We start from the raw sequence: 21,649 nt of genomic DNA, 5'->3' as shown, positions 1-21,649 counted from the left end.
ATGCGTGTTACAGGAAGTTGCTGGCCAGGGACGCCTTTGCGGGCTTTAGTCTGTAGTCCATTTCGTACACATCCCAAGTTCGAATCATTCTGAAACGTGACCCTCCCGCACTGAATCCAATACAGGGTAACGATTGGGTTCTGCCAGAGCCCGGGAGTCGCCATCATGAAACGTGTCCTTTCCTGCCTGCTGCCTGTCGTCGCGGTTGCTGCATTGTTATTTGCCGCGACCGCGCAAGCCGCCAGTCTTGAGCCTGTCGACAGCGCGGGCGTGCAAGTTCAACAGCAGCAACAAAACGGTATCAGCTATCTGGCCGGCGGGGTCGGCGAGGATGAAGCAAAAGCCATCCAGCAAACCGTCGGCTACAACCTGCACATGACCTTTTCGGTGGGCATGCAGAACGAGTACACCTCCGACGTCGATGTGACGATTGAAAATGCTGCAGGACAAACCCTGCTGGCCCTCAACCAGACCGGTCCGTTGCTGTACGTAAAATTGCCGACCGGCAAATACACCGTGGTTGCCACACGTAAGGGAGAGGTGCGGCGCGATGTGACCGATGTTGCAAACGGTACTGCGCGCAATCTGGTGTTTCACTGGAGCGACAGCGATTAATCACGGGTGCAGGCGCGGAGGGCGCGGTTGATTGTGCGTACAATCGCGGCCCTCACGCTTTACGGTCAGAAGGATGTTGGAATTGAAAGGGATTTTGCGTTTTGGCTCCGTGGCGAGCCTTGTTGCGCTGTTGGCCGGTTGTGGAACGATGACGGGGCGCTTGAGTGGCGCCTCGCCAGAGCCTTACTACAAGGGTGTCGACGGTAATTTACGCCTGATTGGCGTGAGGGATGACGACGGCAAGCCAACAGCGGTCATCTGTTATGTCACGATCGTTTGCCCTTTGATTACTGCCGTATCGCTACCGGTAGATGCCGCCGTGGATACCGTTCTGTTGCCCATCGACTACGTCAATACGCTCTGAAACCGCTCACCTGATTATCGTCGTATGCGCTTGCCTTTGGGCTTCTCCACCGGCTCGTGCACTTTGCGATAAATCCACAGGCCGAACACCCCGGCAGCCAGCAGAAACACGGTGCCTATGCTTTGCGAGACAAACTCGATCCAGAACCGTCGTGGTTGCACAGCCAGGTAATAGGTGTGCTTCGGTCCGCGGTTGGTGGTGGTGATGGCGCCGCTGATCCAGCTGTCGATCAGTATGTAGATCGATGCACAGAGGGCGAAGGCAATCAGTACGCCGACGAGCACGGTCAGCCAAAAGGTTGTCCGGCTCTGGCGATACGGCGGCGGATGGGGCAGGGGAATGCGGGTTCTTTTCTGATTCATGGAGTGTGACTGCAAAGGTCCTTTTGCGCTCAGGAAACGGCGGTCTCTTGATGTTGCTCTGTCAGGTTTTGCCGCCCATCCGAGGGGCGCCCGGCGAGGTGTGCGCATTCGGCAATCACCTTGAGGATCTCGATTACTCCCGGAGTCAACGCAGTGCCAAGGCAGATGCGCACACCTGTGGTTGCATGCCCGTCGGCGAAGAAGATGCCGTTGCCGGCCACGTGGCAGCCGCGTTCGCTGGCTAATTCCTGCAATGCCGACATGTCGGTGTGCAGCGGCAGTTCAATCCAGTGGATGAACCCTCCACGCGGCGGCACGTACACGGTGCCCGCAGGGAAATCCGTACGCACCAGCGCTTCGACAAAACTGGCCAGCGAAGACAGTTGCGAGCGGAGTCTGGCGCAGTGCTCATCCATGTAGCCGCGTCCGATAAATTCGTTGAGGACATTTTGCGCAAGACTTGAAACCGCCAGATTGCGCGAAAACATCTGCGCCAGAATGGCATTGCGGTACTTGCCAGCCAGACACCAGCCGACGCGATAACCCGGCGCGATGGTCTTGGAGAACGACGAGCAGTAAATCGTCTGCCCGCTGGTGTCGTAGCTCTTGATGGCGCGGGGGCGATCGCCTTCCGGCACCAGGTCGAAGAAGATGTCGTCCTCGATAATCGGCACGTCCGCTTCGCGCGCGATCTGTGACAGCCGTGCGCGAGTCTCGTCGGGCATGATGAAGCCTCGTGGGTTCTGCAGGGTCGGGTTGAGAAAGATCACCGCGACCTTTTTCAGCTTCAACGCTTCTTCGAGGTGATCGACATCGAGACCGAGTTTGCCGTGCGTGCGGATGGGCAAGGCGCGCATGCCCAGACGTTCGATGGTCTGCAGGATGCCGTAATAAGTCGGCGTTTCGATGGCGACCGTAGCGCCTTTCGATGCGACGGCTTCAAGTGCCAGCTCCAGAGCAATGGTGTCGCCCGACGTCACCAGAATGTCGTCCGGCCCGCAGACCACACCGCGGGTCAGCATCAGCCCGGCGATGCGTCGTCGCAGTGCCGGCAGACCGGGCGGTGCGACCAGTCCGGTCAGCGAGTTGTCAGCCTTGCCAGCCAATACCGACAGGCACTTGTTGAGCAGCACGTTGGGTGTGAGATCGCTGTGCAACACCGCTGAATTCAATGACGCGGTGGTACGCGAGGCTGCTTGAGAGAGCATCGCGACCACCGCATGATTGACGTTGACGGTGACACTGGAGAAGTCAAAACTCCTGGCGGGTTTTGCTTGTCCGGAGGCTGAGACGAAGTAGCCGATGCGCGGTTTGGTCGAAACGTAAGCATCGGCTTCCAGATCCGCCAACGCGCGCTGAACGGTGGTGATGCTGGTTTCAAACATTCGCGCCAGCGTACGGATCGAGGGCAGTTTCGCTTCGGCTGCCCATTCACCGCTGTCGATCTGACGAATAATCCAGTCCTTGACTATCCGCCAGCGCTTGTCCGGTAGATCAAACCTGTCCATAAGTTCTCTGTGATGTCTTGAAACAATTCAGAGAAAGTAGAGCAAAACGATTCCCGTTGCAGCAACTATGACGATGTTGAGCGCAACCAGACCGAAGGCGAATCGGATCAGGTTGTTTTCTTCATGCCGATTGGCGCCCGCAAGCCCAGTGATCAGCGACAGGATCGATAGCGACCCCAGCGCGCCATGCCCGGCGGCACTGTTGACCATCGCGGCCAGCCAGGCACCGTGTTCGCTGCTCAGCGCGGCGATGGACGGCATGACGAGGGTGTTGCCGCCGACGTTGGAACCGGTGACATAGCCGGCAAGCCCCGCCAGCACTGCGATGGTTGGCGCCAGGGATATCCCCGACAACGATTGCAGCGTGCGCTGCGCTTCGACGAGGAAACCGGCGTTGACCATCACCTGCGACAGCAGCAGGAACAGGAAAATTGTCGTGACCGGAAATTTCGCCCGGTTGAACAGCGCTCGCCACGGGAAACCTGCGGCAGCGCGTTGCCTGATTGCCATCAATAGCGTAACGATCAGCAGCGCCAGCCCCGGGGAGGCCAATGGCTTCCACGAAACATGCTCGCCTTTGATGATCCACAGCGCATCCCAGCCCGACAGGACGAACAGCCCGCGCGACGCAACGATTACCCCCAGCAAGGCCAGATAAGGCCAGGCTGCGTTCGGCCAGCGCACCAGTTTTTTCCGTTGTGTGTAAGAAATCCCCAAGCCGACGCAAGCTACCGCCAGACCGGCCAGCACACCGGAGACTTCCGGGCCGATCCACAGGTTGACTGCAAACAGCACCGCGACGAACAGCGCCGTCACCACGATCAGTCCAAGCCACGGCGATACCTTGCGGATGCCACCCTGCCACAGAGCAATCGCCGCCAGGCAGAAGAACACTGGCGCACTGATCAGCGCCGAATGGCTGCCAAGGGTTTGCGCCGGCAAGTGCGCCAACAGCGCGCCGATCACGGTGGCCAGACCCAGTGTGCCCCACGGCATGATGACCATCCCGGCGAGGGCGATTTTCATCCCCGACTGGCGAGTGAACAGCCCCATCAGCAATGGCACGGTTGCGATCAGCGAAACGCCGAAACCGGTCATTGCTTCAAGCAGCGGTGCGAGGCCCAGCACGATGAAGATGACTTGCGCCGGCGGTGTCCAGCCGAGCTCCTTGACCCAGGCGCCGATGGCCTGCGGCGCACCACCGCGCTCGACCAGGATGACGAAGGCCAGCCCCGGAATGATCACGCACGCCGTGCTGAGAAACAGGATGGTGGTGTCCTGAAAGATGGCCGTGCTGATTGCCGCTGACACAGGCCCGGCTGCGCCCAAGGCCCACAGCACGAGCACCAGCACTACGCCGGCCAGTGCGGCTTGCACTGGCGGTCGGCGGACGATCAAGATCAACGCGATCACCAGCGCGATCGGTGACATTTGCAACAAGAGAGAGCTCATACCCGGTTTTCCTTAACTTAATCGTGAGTCTGCCCGCTGTACTCGGTCGCCCGCATGGACGCCCGCTCACAAAAAGTCTGATACCACTCGGTCAGGCGTGCTTGAGCGGAAAAGTCCGAGAGTTGGCGAAAGGCGATCCAGTCGAGCGCGGTCGCCAGGGCAATGTGGCCGAGGGTGATCGGGCCATTGAGGTCGACGTGCTCCTCAATGAAGCGGTAAGCCTCCTTGAGTTTGAACGCCTGACCGTCGGCGTAGGCCGGATAGCGCAAGGCCTCGGGGCGGCGCTCGACTTCCCAGCGCAGCTTGATGCCGACATCGCACATGCCCTGCGCCAACGCTTGCAGGCGCAGCGCCTTGTAGCGCTCAGGGCCGGTTGCCGGGATGAGTTTCGGCCCGTCGCTCAGGTCGTCGAGGTATTCACAGATCACGATGGAATCGAACAGCGCCGTGGCGTCAGGCAGGATCAGCACCGGCACTTTGCCCAACGGGTTGGCCTTGTAGATGGTCTCGTTTGGCGATGTCGGGCTGGTCTCGTGGTGGATCACTTCCAGGCTCGATGCGATGCCGAGTTCGTGAGCCAGCACCAGCACCTTGCGGGCGTAGGGTGAATGCGTCTGGTAGAAAAGCTTCATGCTGAAGTCCCTGTCTCAAGGATGGCAGTGGCTGTTCGATGGGCGTCCATGAACAGCCGCGAAGGCGCGCCCGCCGAGGTGACGTAGTGGTTGTAGTAGCAAGAACCTTCGGCGAGCGGGCCGAGTACCCAAATGTTGCGCACCGGTTCACCTGTACTCGACTTGGGGTGGCACGCGGCATCGACGTCGATGCCGTCAATGCCTGGCTCATCGGTTCGCGGGCGGATAAGGCCCAGCCGCGCCAGATCACGCACCGGCGCGCAGTCGCTGTTGCTCACGCCGCTGCTCTGGACATAACCGGCGACACGTTTGAAGTCGTTGATCGCAGGGCGCGAGCCGGGCTTGAGGAATGTCAGCAGGCCGGCGTCACACAGGGCGAGCAGGTCGGCGTGGCGCTCTTTTTGCGGGCCCGCAACGAGGCGGTTGATCGCCTTGTGCCAACGGCCATAGAACTGCCGATGCGACGCGTCGGTCAGCCCGTCGAAATCGACGGCCTCACGCAGGCGATCACGCAGATCGCGCCAGACTTCGATAGCGGCTTTGATCGCCGATTCTCCGCGCCCCAGTCGCGACTCGTGCAAATCGGCTTCGAGGGTGTCGTAGATCCAGGCGTGATAGTTGTAAGGCAATACTTCGTCGGGCAGTGCGTGGCAGATCAGCGCCTGTGGGTCGATCACACTGCCAGTCGCTTCGTAATCGCGCAGCAACGCTTCACAGGCGGCAACACCGGGTTCGCCAGCAACGCTGACGGCCCTGAGTCGCTCCAGCACCTGCTCTGGCGCTGATGGGCTATGCACGACGGCGATGGCCGCCGCACGCATCTCCAGCAGCATCAGCGGCAGGATGTCCTGTTCGAAGTCCAACTGTCGGTTGTGGCTGCTGGCCCGCAGGGATTCGATGCGCGCACTCGTCAGCAGTACGGCGCGATGGCGCGGGCATTCAACCAGGCCGTTGGGTCGGGTGCGAAACGGCAGCCCGTCCCGTGACTGGATAAAGATCACCGGCTCCTGGCCCGAAGGCTGATAGGCGTGACTGCCGTCGGCCATGCGCTTGTAGCGACCGCCCCTGCCGGAGGTCAGCGCCGCCAGGGTATCCATCGCACCCAACCCGAGCCCTTCGACCAGCACGGTTTCGCCGGGCTCGATGGTGGCGAGGCTGCCGGGCAGCGGATAGACATCGTCAACGCGGTTGCGATCCGCCGAGCGCAGGCGACCGGTATGGCCGACCGTCAGAATCAACCGATCCACGGTGACCGCAGCCCCCGCAGCGGTCTGCAGCAGGAATTGCTGACCTGCGTTGCTCTCGACCGCGGTGACCGCCTGTTGATGCAGGTTCACGCTCACCCAGTGCGGCGCCGTCGCGAGGATTTGCGCGAAGGCGTCGGCCAGATAGGCGCCGAGCAAATGGCGCGGCAGGAAGTCCTGCGGCTCGACGTCACGGCCGTCGGCGGCGAGCAGTCCGCTGTCCGCGTCGACCTTGATGCGCTGCTCGTGGCACCACGTCAGGAAATCCGCGCCCGGCCGTTCCCGTGCATCCGTCAGATTTCCGAATGCCGCTGCATCGGGGAAAACACCGAGCTGGCCAGCGACGGTGTTGAGCAGCAGATAGTCCGGTTGATCCGGCCAATGCGCGCCGCTTCCGAGCACATTCGGATCGAAAATATCGATGACGACTGGCTGCTCCGGGCGCGTTTCAGCAAGGCTCAGCAGGCGTTCGAAAATCGACAGCCCGCGCGAGCCGCAGCCCACCAGGCCGATGTGCAGAGGCGCGCTCACCATCTGCGCTCCTCCCCGAAGAAGGAGGGGATGGCGACCGCCGAACCGTCCTTGACCGCTATGTCGTGGATCATCCGGCCAATCGCCAGATCGAGGATGCCCATGCCGAACGGCGAATAGATCAGCGGCTTGTCCGTGGCGATGTGCAGGTCGCCGCGAATCAATTGCCCGACGGTGCCGGTAACGAAATCACGATGACCGTACTTTTGCTCGGCCAGATGCGGCGAGGTATTGGCTTTCAGGCAATGGGTCACGTCGTCGAAGTAGTTGTAACTTTCTTCGATGATCTCTGCGCCGATATCCCGCAGCGAGATGTTCAGCACGATCTGCCCCGGGCGAAACGTGCCTTTGCCCTTGACGTAAGGTTCGCCGGCGCTGGTGGCGAACACCACGATGTCGGCGCTCAGCGCCTCTTCCAGCGACAACAGCTGTACATCCGGCACCCCGAGTTGCTTGCCGAACGCCGACAGCGCTTGTGCTGATTCTGCATTGAGGTCGTGAATGCCCACGCTGTCGAACGACCAGTCGTCGGCGATGAACGTCTCAAGGATGTTCCGCGAAATCACCCCGCCGCCAATGATCGAGAGTGTTGCCGCGCTTTTGCTTTGGCCATTCAGCCACCAGGCACCGAGCACCGCCGACGCTGCGGTGCGCACGGCACTGATCAGCGCGCCTTCAAGCAGTGCGTAGGGGTAGCCGGTGTCCGGATCGTTGAGGATCAGCACCGCCGAAGCACGTGGGATGCCCGACTTGATGTTGTCGGGATAGCTGGCAATCCACTTGATCCCGGAGACGGACTGATCGCCCTCGCTGTCGACGATCGCCGCCGGCAAGGCAATGATCCGGTTCGCCGGTTGCGCCGGAAAACGCAGGAAGTAGCTATCCGGGTTAACGGTTTCGCCGCGCTCGTGGGTCAGGTAGGTCTGGGCGACCATGTCGATGGTTTCGTGACGCAGCCCGTTGAGGATGTCCTTGACGACAGCGCCAGGGATGACATGGAACGGTTGAATCGGGTTCTGTGTGGTCATGGGGATTACGCCGAGAGTGCCAGAGCGATTTCTGGGAAGAGGGGGTGCAAAGCGTTTGCGCCGATCCGCTGGGTGACCCAGTCGTCGGAGTAGATGGTTTCGAGGTAGCGCTCACCCATGTCGGGGGAGATCGCCACGACGACATCGTCGGGACGGATGTGCGGCGCCCATTGCTGGATGCCCGCCAGGACCGTGCCGGTGGAGCCACCGAAAAGCAGGCCGTAGCGTTGCGCCAGCCAGCGGCAGACCTTGATCGTCTGTTCCTCGGCGATCGATACGAAGTCGTGAATCCCCGACGGCTCGAAGATCTCCGGCAGACGGCTGGTACCCAGCCCCGGGATATGCCGCGTACCGCCCGGCAGACCGAAGGTCACCGAGCCGAGCGTATCGACGGCAATCACTTTGGTGTGCGGATGGTGTTCGGCGAAGTAGTTCTTGCAGCCCATCAAAGTACCGGTGGTACCGGCGCCGACGAACAAGTAGTCCACGTGTGGAAACTTATGGGCGATGGACTTCGCGGTCGCTTGATAGTGAGCGAGGGGGTTGGTCGGGTTTTTGTATTGATTGAGCCAGATGTAGTCGGAGTTCTCTGCGACCAGTTGCTCGATCAAACGGATACGCGAATTTAGGTAGCCGCCGTTTTCGTCACGCTGATCGACCATGATCATTTCCGCACCCAGTGCCTGCATGAGTTTTCTGTTCGGCGCAGAAATGTTCGGGTCGATCACACAGACAAACCTGTAACCCTTGGCGGCGCAGACCATGGCCAGCGCGACCCCCAGATTCCCCGAGGAAGACTCGACCAGGCGAGTCTTATGGTGAATCCGGCCTTGGTTTTCCAGGTCCGTGATCAGGGCGTGTGCGGTCTTGAGCTTGATTGATCCGGCAGGATTCAGTCCTTCGATTTTCAACTGGATCGTTGCGCTGCACAGATCGCCAATCTGCACATAACTGTCTTCATTGATAAGTTGCTTGATCATACGTAGTCCGTTTCGCTCTTTTGCCGGGCGCACAGGGGCGCCAGCATTCATCCTGGAATGTTTGAAAAGCAGTAAATGCAGTTCGCCTGTTAGGTTTGTTTTTAGATTTTTTAGCTGGACAGGAAGTGACCTTGCGGTGGACGCCGATCTATTCAAAAAATCAGGTTTTGCGCTCTGAGGGCTTGAGGAGCCCAGAGTGTTGCGGGGCGTAAAGTAGAGCCATTCATTGGCTCGCCAAGGCTTGGAGGAATACTGGCGAATTTTCCTACACGGGGAGAGATACAGATTTCGGGAATTTTTCAGTACAGGCGGGTATGAGGTGTATCGAGAGGAGGGCGTTGCGGGGCGGAGAGAGAGGCGTGATCAAATCGCAGGCATAAAAAAACCCTGAATCTTGCGATTCAGGGTTTTCGGTATTTGGTGCCCAGAGACGGAATCGAACCGCCGACACGGGGATTTTCAATCCCCTGCTCTACCGACTGAGCTATCTGGGCAACGGGGCGCATTAAAAGGGTTTTTCGGATTTACGTCAACGACTTTTTTAAAATTTCTTAAATTAATTCCGTCGCTTACGATCCGACCCCCGATTTTGCAGGGTTTACTCAGCAGGCGGAACGTAGCCTTCGGCCTTGGCGTATTCCTCGCCGGAGAAGTACTTGTCCATTTCGCCCTGAAGATATTTGCGGTCTTCGGCGTTCATCATGTTCAGACGCTTTTCGTTGATCAGCAAGGTTTGGTGTTTCTGCCAGTCAGCCCAGGCCTTGGCCGAGACGTGGTCAAAAATATCCTGACCTTTGGCGCCCGGGAAAGGAGCGCGGTCCAGCGCGGGCAGTTCTTCTTTGTACTTGCGGCACATTACGGTGCGGGTCATGGCGACTCTCCTGCATTCAAGACGGCGGCCGCGCGTTCGAGCAAGGTTTTGACCGGGGCGGCGAGGCCCAGGCGCGGCGGGGTGGCGAGGTTATACCAGAGCCAGTCGGCCTCGGCCACGTGATGGGCGGCCTCCTGCACCTGAACCAGCCAGGGTTCGATGGACAGCTGGAAATGGCTGAACGTGTGGACGAGGCTTGGCAGCGCCTGCTGCTCGCCCATGGTCAGCGAGTGCTGATCGGCGAGATGTTGCAGGTCGTCGAGGTCGTCGAGTTCCGGCAGGCTCCACAAACCGCCCCACAAACCGCTCGAGGGACGACGGTAAAGCAGAATCGCACCATCGCCGTTCGCCAGCATTGGCATCAGCGTGCGCTTCTGCGGGATGGCTTTGCGCGGCTTGGGAATCGGGTAGCGGGTTTCCAGGCCGAGCATGTGCGCCTCGCAGCCACGCTCCAGCGGACACAGCAGGCAGCTCGGCTTGCTGCGCGTGCAGAGTGTTGCGCCAAGGTCCATCATCGCCTGGGTGTAGGCGTTGACCCGATCGTGCGGCGTAAAGCGCTCAGCGTTGGCCCAGAGCTGTTTGGCGACCTTCGGCTCGCCGGGATAGCCCTCTTGCGCGGTAAAACGTGCCAGCACGCGCTTGACGTTGCCATCAAGGATCGGTGCGCGCAGGCCCATGCTGATGCTGGCGATAGCGCCGGCAGTGGACAGACCAATGCCCGGCAGGTCGGTAAGCTTTTCAACGTCACGCGGAAATTCGCCGCCGTACTGGCTGGCGACGATCTTCGCGGTCTTCTGCAAATTGCGCGCGCGGGTGTAGTAACCCAGCCCCGTCCACAGGTGCAGCACTTCGTCTTCTGGCGCCTCGGCCAGCGCTTCGACCGTCGGCAACGCGGCCATGAAACGGTCGAAGTAATTGAGCACGGTGCTGACCTGGGTTTGCTGCAACATGATCTCCGACACCCACACCCGATACGGGTTGATGTCCTGCTGCCAAGGCAGATCGTGGCGGCCGTGGCGGTCGAACCAATCCAGCACCGCCGTGGAAAATTGCTCCGTTCTCATCGCTTGAACAGCCCCTTCAATGCGTTTTTCAGTTCCGGGCTGACCTTGTCTCCGAGTTTCTCGTCGATCTTCTCACTGAGCTTGTCGCCGGCCAGTTTGGTCGCGACCTGACCGAGGCGATCGTTGTCGACGCGGCAGGCCTTGGCGCCCAGTTCCAGAGGGCCACGGCAGCGCAGCGGCCATTCGACACCGACGAATTTTTCGCCGACCTGACACGCCGGATCCGGCATGGCGCTGGTGTCGCCCTCGACGATGATGCCGACGCGATAGTCCATGCCTAGCACGCGCAGGTCGATGTCGCCGTCACCGTTGACGGTCATGCCGGGGATGCGCACTTTCAGGTCAGGGTTGCTGGCGACGCCGTTGCGGAAGGTCAGGTTGCCCTTGAGTTCCTGGAACGGGGTGTCCTTGCCCCGTGGCTCGCCGCTGAGGGTTTTGCGGTTGAGCGTGGCGATGCCTTTGCACAATTGCTGTTCAAGGTTGGCGTTGAGCAGCACGCCGTTGTTGATCACGAAACTGGCGTTGCCGTTAAGCGTATCGATCAGCGCCTGCTGGCTGTTGCCGCTGCCGGTGACATTGCTGGTGAGGGTTACCAGGCCTTTGACCGGCGGGTTCTTGCCTTGGCTTTCGAGGATTTTTTCTACCGGCACGCGATTGAGCCTGGTCTGCAGGTTCAGCACAGGCGCGCTCGGGCGAACATCGAGGGTGCCATTGGCGGTGAAACCGCCGTTGTACAACTCGCCGCTGAGGTTGGTCAGGGTCAGCAGGCCGCCCTGGCCGGTGGCTTTCAGTGCGGCGTTCTGGATCGGCAGTTTGTCGAGGGTCAGTTGGCCAAAGGTCAGATCGGCATCGACGTCGAGTTTGGCCAGGCGTTCAACCGGCAACAGGCGCTCGGTACTCCAGGCGGTTTTGCTCGGTTTGTCCGGCAGTGGCGTGGAGCCGGCACCGGCCATCGCATCGGCTTCGGTGCTGGCGACTTCGGCCTGACGCACTTGCGTGGCGCTGTTGGCTTGCGCCGATTTCGGCGGCAGGTAGCGGTCGACGTTGAACGTGTCAGCCTTGAGGATTGCCCGCAGCGATTGCTTGGCGAAATCCTCGACGGCGATGCGGCCGCTGAAGCTGCTGTCGTCGAGTTTCAGGTTGATATTGTCGAACGCGATGCTGGTTGGCGTGGCTGCCACGCGGCTGACCAGTTCGACTTTGCTCAGGCTGCCTTCGGCCATGGCCGGCAGTTTCTGGCCAATGCTGTCGACGAATTTCACCAGATCGAACTGGGCAATGGAGAGGCCGCCAGTGATCTGCGGAGTCTTGTCGAGGTCGTTGGCTTTCAGCTCGCCCAAGGCGCGCAACTGGTTGGCGGAAATCTTGATGCCGGTCCATTCGGCGACGTTCGCGGCTTTATCCAGCGATAACTGGCCCTGAGCTGCGAAGGTCATGGTTTTGCCTTGCAACGGATCACCGGCCAGTTCGCCGGACAGCTTCATGTCTTCGAACCTGTAGCGTTGCAGTGCGCGCTCGATGCGCAGCTCGCCAGTAAGCTCGGTACGCACGCGCAGGACGGGCTGGTTGGTGCCGAGGAATGCCGTGGCTTTCACCGGAATATTCGTCGAATCGTGTACCGGGCCGGTGCTCAGCTGAATGCTTTCGGCGCTGAACTGCTTGCCCGTCAGTTCATCGTTGTATTCAACACGGGCGTTGTTGACGGTCAGGCTGTCGATATCCAGGCGGATCGGCTGTGGCGGTTTTTCGGGTTGGGCAGGGGCCTCTGCAGTGGCTGTGCTGGCAGGCGCCGGACTGCCGGCAGGTGCGGCGGCTGTCGGCACCTTGCCGATGTCTTCCCAGTTACCGTGGCCGTTCTTGTCGCGTTTCAGGCGCAGGTTCAGGCCTTCAACGCGCACATCGCTCATTTGCACTTCGCGGCGCAACAGCGGTAGCACGCGCACGGACAGGCCGAGCATCTGCAGATCGGCATACGGTTCGGTCGGATTGATCAGGGTGGCGACGCTGGCCTCGTGCAGTTCCAGGCCAAGCCACGGGAACAGGCTCCAGCCGATGTCGCCATTGAGCGTCAGCTCGATGTGGGCCTTGTCGCGGGCTATCTGGCGAATCTCGTCTTTGTAGTCGTTGGGATCGAAGAGGTGGGTCAGGGCAAAACCTGCCGCCACGATGATCAGCAACAGCCCGAGAAGTACCAGACCCAGGATTTTGCCGAACGCTTTCATGGGCGAGTCCTTGTAGTTAGTCGAATTCGTAATTTAGCCGGGGAGTATAGCGCTGCAACCGCCCGGTTCGCTGTGACGTCATGTTGCCGGGACGTCCAGCGGTATCTGCAACCTGGCGGCGAGTGCTTGAGCCTCGGGATGTTCCGCAGGGGCCAGCAGGCGCAGTTCGGCCCCCGCTTGCGACGCCATTTTCTGCGCTTGGTTCACCAGTCTCTCGGCGACCCCTCGGCGACGGGTAACTTTTCGTACGCATAAATGGGACAAGTACCAGACGCCTTGATGCCTTTGCAGAATGCCGGCACCCAGCAAGCGGTCGTTGAAGCGGCCAGCAATAAAAGAGCCGTCCGCAAGGGCGCCTTCGATCAGGGCAGTCTCACCGGAAAACGGTGCGAACAGCCATTCTGGGGCATCGCGATAGATCTTCTGCAAATCCTGCTGATCCTGATAACTGGCGTCTTTCAGGGCTTGGACAATGATCGGCATAGCGCTTTCCTGAGTGGTACGAGAACAGATGACATAAAAAAGGTGATATCAGTTTGGTTTTTCTGTCACGTGCAAATGGTAACCTTCGCCCGTTCGTCCGTCCTTCTGCGACTTAACGTCGCGCCTTCAAGGAGCTTCACCCAAAAAAACGGTCATGCCTGCGTGCATAAAGACCGGGGGTGAACAGTGGCTGGCGAACCATACTAATAATTGGGGGATACACAATGAGCACGAGCATCACGGCGGACGGCCTCAAAGCCGATCAGCCCGCGTTCCTGTCCAAGGAACGCATCATCGCCAAACCCGGTTTCAACCGTTGGCTAGTCCCACCGGCCGCTCTGGCCATCCACCTGTGCATCGGCATGGCCTACGGCTTCTCGGTGTTCTGGTTGCCGCTGTCCAAGGCGCTGGGCGTTACCGCCCCGGTGGCTTGCGCGCCGGACATGAGCTTCATCGCACAGGTATTTTCGTCGAACTGCGACTGGCCGATCTCCATGCTCGGCTGGATCTACACGCTGTTCTTCATCTTCCTCGGCTGCTCGGCAGCGATCTGGGGTGGCTGGCTGGAACACGCCGGGCCGCGCAAGGCCGGCGTTGTATCGGCCTTGTGCTGGTGCGGCGGTCTGCTGATTTCGGCGCTGGGTATTTATACCCACCAGATCTGGCTGATGTGGATCGGCTCCGGCGTGATCGGTGGTATCGGTCTGGGTCTGGGCTATATCTCGCCAGTGTCGACCCTGATCAAGTGGTTCCCGGACAAGCGCGGCATGGCGACCGGCATGGCGATCATGGGCTTCGGTGGCGGCGCGATGGTCGGTGCACCGCTGGCAACCGCACTGATGAGCCACTTCGCTTCGGCTGAAGGTGTCGGCGTGTGGCAGAGCTTCGTGGCCATGGCCGCGATCTACTTCGTGTTCATGATCGGCGGTGCTCTGGCTTACCGCGTGCCGCCAACCGGCTGGAAACCGGAAGGCTGGACCGCTCCGGCGAAAAAGGCTTCCAACTCGATGATCACTCATCGCCATGTGCACGTGAATGTGGCGTGGAAAACTCCACAATTCCGTCTGGTCTGGCTGGTGCTGTGTCTGAACGTGTCCGCCGGTATCGGCATCCTCGGCATGGCTTCGCCACTGCTGCAGGAAGTGTTCGGCGGCAAGCTGCTGGGTGTTGATGTGCCGTTTGGTCAGCTCGATGCCGGGCAACTGGCTTCGATCGCGGCGATTGCTGCCGGTTTCACCGGTCTGCTCAGCCTGTTCAACATCGGTGGTCGCTTCTTCTGGGCCTCGTTCTCGGACTACCTGGGCCGCAAAAACACCTACTTCGTGTTCTTCGCCCTGGGTTTCGCCCTGTACGCACTGATCCCGAACATGGGCCATCTGGGCAACGTTGCGCTGTTCGTGGCGGCGTTCTGCATCATTTTGTCGATGTACGGCGGCGGTTTTGCCACTGTTCCGGCGTATCTGGCTGACCTGTTCGGTACGCAGATGGTTGGTGCGATCCACGGTCGTCTGCTGACTGCCTGGGCTGCCGCTGGCGTGCTGGGTCCGGTGTTGGTGAACTACCTGCGTGAATATCAGCTGAGCATCGGCGTTGAACGCGCTGCCGCTTACGACATCACCCTGTACATCCTTGCAGGTCTCTTGGTGCTGGGCTTCCTGTGCAACCTGCTGGTGCGCCCGGTGGCCGACAAGTACTTCATGACCGACGCGGAACTGGCTGCCGAACAGGCGCTGGGCCACGACAAAGGTGCTGATGCCAGCACGGTTCTGGAGTGGAAAGCCGCGCCGGGCAGCAAGCCGCTGGCAATCGCTGCCTGGCTGGTGGTGGGTATTCCGTTGGCGTGGGGTGTGTGGGTGACCTTGCAGAAGACGGCGGTACTGTTTCACTAAGTAAAACGTAGTACCCCTGTAGGAGTGAGCCTGCTCGCGATAGCGGTCTGACAGTCACAGAAATGTTGCCTGTCAGGCCCTCATCGCGAGCAGGCTCACTCCTACAGTTGTTTTTGGGTGCCTGTAATGGCTTGTATGGACATGTCTACCCGCGACAGCCGGGCGTTCTATCCGTCAGCCATCTCACCTCTCGTGTTTCTGTTTGCGCCCCGCGTGCCTATAATGGCAGCCTTTTTCGCCCAATGATTTTGCGGAGCTGGTGATGGCCGAACGTAAGGCTTCTGTCGAGCGCGACACTCTGGAAACCCAGATCAAAGCCTCGATCAACCTTGATGGCACCGGAAAGGCCCGATTTGATATCGGTGTTCCTTTTCTTGAGCACATGCTGGATCAGATTGCCCGTCACGGGTTGATCGACCTGGATATTGAATGCAAGGGCGATCTGCATATCGACGACCACCATACGGTGGAAGACGTCGGTATCACCCTCGGCCAGGCATTTGCCAAAGCCATTGGCGACAAAAAAGGCATCCGTCGTTACGGTCATGCCTACGTGCCGCTCGATGAAGCGCTGTCGCGCGTAGTGATCGATTTCTCCGGTCGCCCAGGCCTGCAGATGCACGTGCCGTACACCCGCGCTACCGTCGGTGGCTTCGACGTTGACCTGTTCCAGGAATTCTTCCAGGGCTTCGTCAACCACGCGCTGGTCAGCCTGCACATCGACAACCTGCGTGGCACCAACACTCACCACCAGATCGAAACCGTGTTCAAGGCTTTCGGCCGCGCGCTGCGCATGGCCGTCGAGCTGGATGAGCGCATGGCCGGGCAAATGCCATCGACCAAAGGCGTTCTGTAATGCAGACGGTGGCAGTTATCGATTACGGCATGGGCAACCTGCACTCGGTGGCCAAGGCCCTCGAGCACGTCGGTGCCGGCAAGGTGTTGATCACCAGCGATGCTGCGGTGATTCGCGAAGCTGACCGCGTGGTGTTCCCAGGTGTTGGCGCGATTCGCGATTGCATGGCGGAGATCCGTCGCCTCGGTTTCGACTCGCTGGTGCGTGAAGTCAGTCAGGATCGTCCGTTTCTCGGCATCTGTGTCGGCATGCAAGCCTTGCTCGACAGCAGCGAAGAGAACGACGGCGTCGACTGCATCGGCCTGTTTCCGGGCGCGGTGAAGTTCTTCGGCAAAGACCTGCATGAAGACGGCGAACACCTGAAAGTCCCGCACATGGGCTGGAACGAAGTGAAGCAGAAGGTCAGCCACCCGCTGTGGCATGACATTCCAGACATGGCGCGTTTCTACTTCGTGCACAGCTACTACATCGCCGCCGCCAATGCGCGGCAAGTGGTGGGTGGTGGCCATTACGGCGTCGATTTCGCTGCGGCGCTGGCCGATGGTTCGCGTTTCGCCGTGCAGTTCCACCCGGAGAAAAGCCATACCCATGGCCTGCAATTGCTGCAGAACTTCGCCGCGTGGGACGGTCGCTGGTAAATGGCTGCCAAGAAGTCCAAACCGCCGATCCTGACCCTCACTGCCGAGCAGGAGAACGAGGCCAATCGCAAGATTCAGCGGTTCATGGAAGACCGTTTCGAACTGGACCTGGGGTCGTTCGAAGCGGCGGAAATTCTTGAGCTGTTTACCCGCGAAATTGCTCCGCACTATTACAACAGGGCGATTTTCGATGTGCAGACCCACCTCAAAGAGCGGTTTGAAAGCATCGAAAGCGACCTGTGGGCGCTCGAGAAAAACTGATTTCCGAGCCAAGCTGAACATTCAAATTTGAAGGTTTGCCAGATGCTGATTATTCCCGCTATCGATCTTAAAGACGGTGCCTGCGTACGTCTGCGCCAGGGCCGCATGGAAGATTCCACAGTGTTCTCCGATGACCCGGTGAGCATGGCTGCCAAGTGGGTGGAGGGTGGTTGCCGCCGTCTGCATCTGGTCGATCTGAACGGCGCGTTCGAAGGCCAGCCAGTCAACGGCGAAGTGGTCACCGCGATCGCCAAGCGCTACCCGACATTGCCGATCCAGATCGGTGGCGGTATCCGTTCGCTGGAAACCATCGAGCACTACGTCAAGGCTGGTGTGAGCTACGTGATCATCGGTACCAAAGCCGTTAAAGATCCGGCCTTCGTCGCTGAGGCCTGCCGTGTGTTCCCGGGCAAGATCATCGTCGGTCTGGACGCCAAAGACGGTTTCGTCGCCACCGATGGCTGGGCTGAAATCAGCACCGTACAGGTCATCGATCTGGCCAAGCAGTTTGAAGCCGACGGCGTGTCCTCGATCGTTTATACCGACATCGCCAAAGACGGCATGATGCAGGGCTGCAACGTACCGTTCACCGCTGCGCTGGCCGCTGCTACCAAGATTCCGGTGATCGCTTCCGGCGGTATCCACAATCTGGGTGACATCAAGTCGCTGCTCGACGCCAAGGCGCCAGGCATCATCGGCGCCATCACTGGCCGGGCGATCTACGAAGGCACCCTCGACGTCGCCGAAGCGCAAGCTTTCTGCGATTCGTACCAAGGCTGAGGACTGACCATGGCGCTGGCCAAACGCATCATCCCTTGCCTGGACGTGGACAACGGCCGGGTCGTCAAAGGTGTGAAGTTCGAAAACATCCGCGACGCCGGTGACCCGGTGGAAATCGCCCGTCGTTACGACGAGCAGGGTGCCGACGAGATTACCTTTCTCGACATCACTGCCAGCGTCGATGGCCGCGACACCACGCTGCATACCGTTGAGCGCATGGCCAGCCAGGTGTTCATTCCGCTGACCGTTGGCGGTGGCGTGCGTACCGTGCAGGACATCCGCAACCTGCTGAATGCCGGCGCGGACAAGGTGTCGATCAACACCGCTGCCGTGTTCAACCCGGAGTTCGTCGGTGAAGCGGCGCAGCATTTCGGCTCGCAGTGCATCGTCGTCGCCATCGACGCGAAGAAGGTTTCCGGCCCGGGCGAAATCCCGCGCTGGGAAATCTTCACCCACGGCGGGCGCAAGCCAACCGGCCTCGACGCGGTCGAGTGGGCGAAAAAAATGGAAGGCCTCGGCGCTGGCGAGATCCTGCTGACCAGCATGGATCAGGACGGCATGAAAAATGGTTTCGACCTCGGCGTGACCCGTGCGATCAGCGATGCGCTGGGGATTCCGGTGATCGCCTCCGGCGGCGTCGGCAATCTGCAGCATCTGGCCGACGGTATCCTCGAAGGTCACGCCAGTGCAGTGCTGGCGGCGAGTATTTTCCACTTCGGCGAATACACCGTGCAGGAAGCCAAGGCCTATATGGCCAAACGCGGCATCGTGATGCGTTAAGCGTCAAATTCCATACAGGCCAGTGGACACCATGGCGCACCCGAGGCACTCTTGGGCACGCCATGGATTTCGGTAGCCCGACATGATCAAACGCCTGCTTCTTGTTCTCGCCAGTGTTACTTTGTTGCTGGTCAACACGGCTCGTGCCGAGGACAGTCCCGACACCGATCTGGTGCTCCTTACCGAAAACTTCCCGCCGTACAACATGGCGAAGAACGGCAAGAATTTCGCCCAGGGCGAGAACATCAACGGTATCGCCACCGATATCGTGCGTGAGATGTTCCGGCGCTCCGGCCTCACTTACAGTCTGACTCTGCGCTTTCCCTGGGAGCGGGTGTACAAACTGGCGCTGGAAAATCCCGGCTACGGTGCTTTCGTGATGGCACGCCTGCCTGATCGCGAGAAACTCTTCAAATGGGTCGGACCGATCGGCCCCGACGACTGGATCCTGTTGGCCAAGGCCGACAGCAAGATCACCCTCGAAACCCTTAATGACGCGCGCAAGTACAAGATCGGCGCCTACAAGGGCGATGCCATTGCCGAGACGCTGACCAAGCAAGGCTTGAAGCCAGTGGTTGTGCTGCGCGACCAGGACAATGCGAAAAAGTTGGTCAATGGTCAGATCGACCTGTGGGCCACGGGGGATCCTGCCGGGCGCTATCTGGCGCGGCAGGATGGTGTGACGGGGCTCAAGACCGTGCTGCGCTTCAATAGCGCCGAACTGTATCTGGCTCTCAACAAAGACATTTCTGACGAAGTTGTCGCCAGGTTGCAGGCGGCATTGGATCAGATGCGCAAGGACGGCGTTGTCGACGAGATCATGGGGCGTTATCTGTAGCCGTTGGCAATTCTGTCGGCGCTGGCGTTTGCGTGATGGCGTTATCCGCTACTGAAGTGTCTATCGCGTCCGGTACTTGCGGCTCTTCCTCAGGCAGGATCGGCTCATCCGGTACCGGCAATGTGTAGGCGCTGAAGTGCAAACTGTTGGCGTCGGTGTAACTGACAGCGCCGGTAACATGCGTACCGTCTGCGCGTAGCAGCGTGTATTGACTTTGCATCAGGTAGACCGCCATCGAGCTGTTTTTGGCCATGACCGCGGCGATTTCAATCGGCGTTGAGTTGAGCCAGTCGTTTGAGTGGACTTCGCATTGGGTGAACTCATTGTTCAAGCGCGCCGAAAACAGGAAAGGCCGGGACACATTACTCTTCCATTGCGCGCCGAACTCGATCGAGGTGCGGTTGGTGAATGCGCGCAGACCTTCGCTGCTCTGTGCCCGGGGTGCGGTCCAGCGCATCGTCCTGTTATGGTTTTCCCCGTTGTAGCGATGGCATACGAGCTGATACTGATCCGTGCGTTGCAGAAGATAGAAAGGTGACTGGCGCAGTTGTTCGCGTCTGGAAAACTGCGGGTCTTTTACCGCGAACCAGGGAAGTCTGGCGGTGTGCGTGGATATCTCGGGTATTTGCGAAGACGGCAAAACTGCACTGTCAAGAATCGGCGCGCCGGGACGGGGATTGATCTGCAGCGGGATCTCAAGGCGCAGTGAGTAAAGGAGGAAGTCAGCGGGCCTGGAATGACTGTTCCAGCCGACAAAGGTGCCGGGTGCCAGATGAATCACATTCGACGGGGCTGAGGGTGGAACGACACTCCAGGTGCTGACGCTTTGTCGGGCACCGCTGCCCTTGTCGTTCCACACCGGTTCACTGACGCCTGATGCGATGACAAGGTCGGCGCGGACACAGCGAACCGCGTTGAGTGATGGTTTTTCGTAGCCGTCGGAGCATACAGAGCCCAGTGCCACATAACCTTCGGGTGGGATGGGTCGCCAGATCGCCCCGTCCTTCCTGGATCCCGCCCCGGTATCCTTCCAGATCAGCTCGTAGTCATCCGGGCGACTCAGCGCTTTGCCTTTGCCAGGATCGGCACTGGGTGTTCCTGCCTCGCAAACCACGGCCACCACATGTCGCTCGGTAATGTTGTTGTGATGATCAATGGCCACGTCGCCCAATGGAAAATAGCCGGGAAGCACATCGGCGGCAGGAGTGGGGCGCCAGAAGGCGGCCGGTTTTGCCCGCGAACCGCTGGTGTCCCAGACGCGGAGAAACTCCGTGGTGAAGTTGATCAGCAGATTGTCGTGTCGAATGGCATCCGTTTGCCCGATCGGCGAAACGCTATCGTCATGAGTAGTCATGGTAGTTCCTGATAGTTGAAAGGCGACTCGGGGGAGTCGCGACCTGTTGCAGGTCTTACTATCCGGGGCTGGGCCCGATGGCTGGCGGTAACTATGTATCTACAGTCGTGACAACCTGTTACCGGTACACGCCATCTTTGCCATGGCCAGCCATGGCGCGATTGCTGCGCACGCTGATCATCTGTTTGATGTCGATCCACTCGATACCCTGGGCCTTCAGTCTGGGCAGTTCTCGCTCCAGCACCGCCAGCGTCTGTGGATAGGGATGGCCGATCATGACGGCCGAGCCCTGTTTGCGGGCCAGACTGATCGCCGTCTGCAACTGAGTGAAGATTGCGGCCTCAGTGCGCTCGTCATCGAGAAATACATCCCGCGAAACGCTCGCCAGATCGATTTTCTGTGCCTGCTGTGCCGCCACGGTTTGCGCGCTGGTGCGGCTGTCGACGAAAAACTTGTGCCGGCGCTGCAACTCGCCCATCAACCACGCCATCGCCACTGGCTGCGCCGTCATGCGGCTGCCCATGTGATTATTGATGCCAGCCGTGTACGGGACCATTTTGAACGCGGCGTTGAGGCGTTTCTCCAGCTCTTCGATTGGCAAATCCGGGTGCCAGGCATAAGGCCCGGTGGCCGGATCCATCGGCATGTGCAGGATGACGATCTTGCCGGCGCGATGGGCTTCGCGGGCGAACTCGGTGGCGTGCGGGGTATCAGGCATGATCGCCGTGGTCACCGGGCCGGGCAGGGCCAGCACACGGCGATCCCGGGGCAGGTTCTGCCCCAGGTCGTCGATGATCAGTGTCAGGTAGGCTTTGTGCGGTGTCGGGCTGACGGGCTCTGCGTGAGCAGCACCCGCCAGACAGCACAACAGAACGAAGACGAAACGCAGAGACATCC

Annotated in this window: 22 protein-coding genes and 1 tRNA gene; 9 read left to right on the top strand and 14 right to left on the bottom strand. The window is 60.0% G+C overall.

The window, feature by feature from the left end:
- The first annotated feature begins 165 nt into the window (after positions 1-165).
- Together GTU76_RS12245 and GTU76_RS12240 are read left to right on the top strand one after the other, a co-directional pair.
- Positions 166-615 (top strand): hypothetical protein, encoded by a 450-nt coding sequence (locus GTU76_RS12245; RefSeq protein ID WP_016986329.1) that lies wholly within the window; start codon positions 166-168, stop codon positions 613-615.
- Positions 616-688: 73 nt separating this feature from the next.
- Positions 689-979, top strand: a complete 291-nt coding sequence (locus GTU76_RS12240; protein WP_175552916.1) for a YceK/YidQ family lipoprotein — start codon at positions 689-691, stop codon at positions 977-979.
- Positions 980-993: 14 nt separating this feature from the next.
- Here GTU76_RS12240 and GTU76_RS12235 read toward each other — a convergent pair whose 3' ends face one another.
- The 12 genes from GTU76_RS12235 to GTU76_RS12185 all read right to left on the bottom strand — a co-directional run bounded on the left by GTU76_RS12235 (position 994) and on the right by GTU76_RS12185 (position 13,356).
- The gene (locus tag GTU76_RS12235; protein WP_175552917.1) at positions 994-1,341 is read right to left on the bottom strand and encodes a hypothetical protein; all 348 of its coding nucleotides are present in this window, start codon (positions 1,339-1,341) and stop codon (positions 994-996) included.
- 29 nt (positions 1,342-1,370) lie between these two features.
- A complete protein-coding gene (locus tag GTU76_RS12230; RefSeq protein WP_175552918.1) occupies positions 1,371-2,849 on the bottom strand; it encodes an aminotransferase-like domain-containing protein in 1,479 nt (492 codons plus the stop codon).
- A 27-nt stretch (positions 2,850-2,876) separates the two neighbouring features.
- Positions 2,877-4,301, bottom strand: a complete 1,425-nt coding sequence (locus GTU76_RS12225; protein WP_180698708.1) for an L-lactate permease — start codon at positions 4,299-4,301, stop codon at positions 2,877-2,879.
- A 17-nt stretch (positions 4,302-4,318) separates the two neighbouring features.
- Positions 4,319-4,933, bottom strand: coding sequence for a glutathione S-transferase family protein (locus GTU76_RS12220; protein ID WP_038359943.1), 615 nt, complete (start codon positions 4,931-4,933; stop codon positions 4,319-4,321).
- The gene (locus GTU76_RS12215) at positions 4,930-6,711 is read right to left on the bottom strand and encodes an FAD/NAD(P)-binding protein (protein ID WP_180698707.1); all 1,782 of its coding nucleotides are present in this window, start codon (positions 6,709-6,711) and stop codon (positions 4,930-4,932) included. The genes GTU76_RS12220 and GTU76_RS12215 overlap by 4 nt, the downstream gene beginning before the upstream one ends.
- A complete protein-coding gene (gene sbnB, locus GTU76_RS30375) occupies positions 6,705-7,736 on the bottom strand; it encodes a 2,3-diaminopropionate biosynthesis protein SbnB (RefSeq protein ID WP_049802153.1) in 1,032 nt (343 codons plus the stop codon). The genes GTU76_RS12215 and sbnB overlap by 7 nt, the downstream gene beginning before the upstream one ends.
- A gap of 5 nt (positions 7,737-7,741) precedes the next feature.
- Positions 7,742-8,716, bottom strand: a complete 975-nt coding sequence (gene sbnA / locus GTU76_RS30370) for a 2,3-diaminopropionate biosynthesis protein SbnA (RefSeq protein ID WP_026000693.1) — start codon at positions 8,714-8,716, stop codon at positions 7,742-7,744.
- Between the two features lie 418 nt (positions 8,717-9,134).
- Positions 9,135-9,210: transfer RNA gene (locus tag GTU76_RS12205), tRNA-Phe, on the bottom strand.
- Positions 9,211-9,314: 104 nt separating this feature from the next.
- A complete protein-coding gene (locus tag GTU76_RS12200; protein WP_016986336.1) occupies positions 9,315-9,587 on the bottom strand; it encodes an oxidative damage protection protein in 273 nt (90 codons plus the stop codon).
- Positions 9,584-10,651 carry an A/G-specific adenine glycosylase gene (gene mutY, locus GTU76_RS12195; protein ID WP_180698706.1) on the bottom strand — a complete coding sequence of 356 codons (1,068 nt, stop codon included), beginning with the start codon at positions 10,649-10,651 and terminating at the stop codon, positions 9,584-9,586. Before mutY ends, GTU76_RS12200 begins: the two co-directional genes overlap by 4 nt.
- Positions 10,648-12,873 (bottom strand): AsmA family protein, encoded by a 2,226-nt coding sequence (locus GTU76_RS12190; protein ID WP_180698705.1) that lies wholly within the window; start codon positions 12,871-12,873, stop codon positions 10,648-10,650. Before GTU76_RS12190 ends, mutY begins: the two co-directional genes overlap by 4 nt.
- A gap of 78 nt (positions 12,874-12,951) precedes the next feature.
- Positions 12,952-13,356 (bottom strand): acetyl-CoA sensor PanZ family protein, encoded by a 405-nt coding sequence (locus GTU76_RS12185; RefSeq protein ID WP_175552923.1) that lies wholly within the window; start codon positions 13,354-13,356, stop codon positions 12,952-12,954.
- 224 nt (positions 13,357-13,580) lie between these two features.
- On the opposite strand from GTU76_RS12185, the gene GTU76_RS12180 reads away from it, so the two are divergent.
- The 7 genes from GTU76_RS12180 (at position 13,581) to GTU76_RS12150 (ending at position 19,398) form a co-directional block, all read left to right on the top strand.
- On the top strand, positions 13,581-15,245 hold the full coding sequence (locus GTU76_RS12180) for an OFA family MFS transporter (RefSeq protein ID WP_175552924.1): 1,665 nt from the start codon (positions 13,581-13,583) through the stop codon (positions 15,243-15,245).
- A gap of 262 nt (positions 15,246-15,507) precedes the next feature.
- Positions 15,508-16,101, top strand: a complete 594-nt coding sequence (hisB, locus tag GTU76_RS12175) for an imidazoleglycerol-phosphate dehydratase HisB (RefSeq protein ID WP_007909204.1) — start codon at positions 15,508-15,510, stop codon at positions 16,099-16,101.
- Positions 16,101-16,739, top strand: a complete 639-nt coding sequence (gene hisH, locus GTU76_RS12170) for an imidazole glycerol phosphate synthase subunit HisH (protein WP_016986340.1) — start codon at positions 16,101-16,103, stop codon at positions 16,737-16,739. Before hisB ends, hisH begins: the two co-directional genes overlap by 1 nt.
- Positions 16,740-17,000, top strand: coding sequence for a DUF2164 domain-containing protein (locus tag GTU76_RS12165; RefSeq protein WP_180698704.1), 261 nt, complete (start codon positions 16,740-16,742; stop codon positions 16,998-17,000).
- 42 nt (positions 17,001-17,042) lie between these two features.
- On the top strand, positions 17,043-17,780 hold the full coding sequence (gene hisA, locus GTU76_RS12160; RefSeq protein WP_180698703.1) for a 1-(5-phosphoribosyl)-5-[(5-phosphoribosylamino)methylideneamino]imidazole-4-carboxamide isomerase: 738 nt from the start codon (positions 17,043-17,045) through the stop codon (positions 17,778-17,780).
- Positions 17,781-17,789: 9 nt separating this feature from the next.
- Positions 17,790-18,560 carry an imidazole glycerol phosphate synthase subunit HisF gene (hisF, locus tag GTU76_RS12155; RefSeq protein WP_175552925.1) on the top strand — a complete coding sequence of 257 codons (771 nt, stop codon included), beginning with the start codon at positions 17,790-17,792 and terminating at the stop codon, positions 18,558-18,560.
- A gap of 82 nt (positions 18,561-18,642) precedes the next feature.
- Positions 18,643-19,398, top strand: a complete 756-nt coding sequence (locus GTU76_RS12150; RefSeq protein WP_016986341.1) for a substrate-binding periplasmic protein — start codon at positions 18,643-18,645, stop codon at positions 19,396-19,398.
- On the opposite strand, the gene GTU76_RS12145 is transcribed toward GTU76_RS12150, so the two are convergent.
- Both GTU76_RS12145 and GTU76_RS12140 read right to left on the bottom strand, forming a co-directional pair.
- The gene (locus GTU76_RS12145) at positions 19,379-20,752 is read right to left on the bottom strand and encodes a Vps62-related protein (RefSeq protein WP_180698702.1); all 1,374 of its coding nucleotides are present in this window, start codon (positions 20,750-20,752) and stop codon (positions 19,379-19,381) included. The two genes, GTU76_RS12150 and GTU76_RS12145, sit on opposite strands and share 20 nt — an antisense overlap.
- A gap of 118 nt (positions 20,753-20,870) precedes the next feature.
- Entirely contained in the window at positions 20,871-21,647 is a 777-nt protein-coding gene (locus tag GTU76_RS12140) for a divergent polysaccharide deacetylase family protein (RefSeq protein WP_016986343.1), read from the bottom strand.
- Positions 21,648-21,649 lie beyond the last annotated feature (2 nt).

The sequence above is a fragment of the Pseudomonas crudilactis genome, from assembly GCF_013433315.1.
Classification (GTDB): domain Bacteria; phylum Pseudomonadota; class Gammaproteobacteria; order Pseudomonadales; family Pseudomonadaceae; genus Aquipseudomonas; species Aquipseudomonas crudilactis.
Note: the sequence above shows the minus strand (reverse complement) of the source record. Positions and strands in the feature narration are given on the sequence as shown.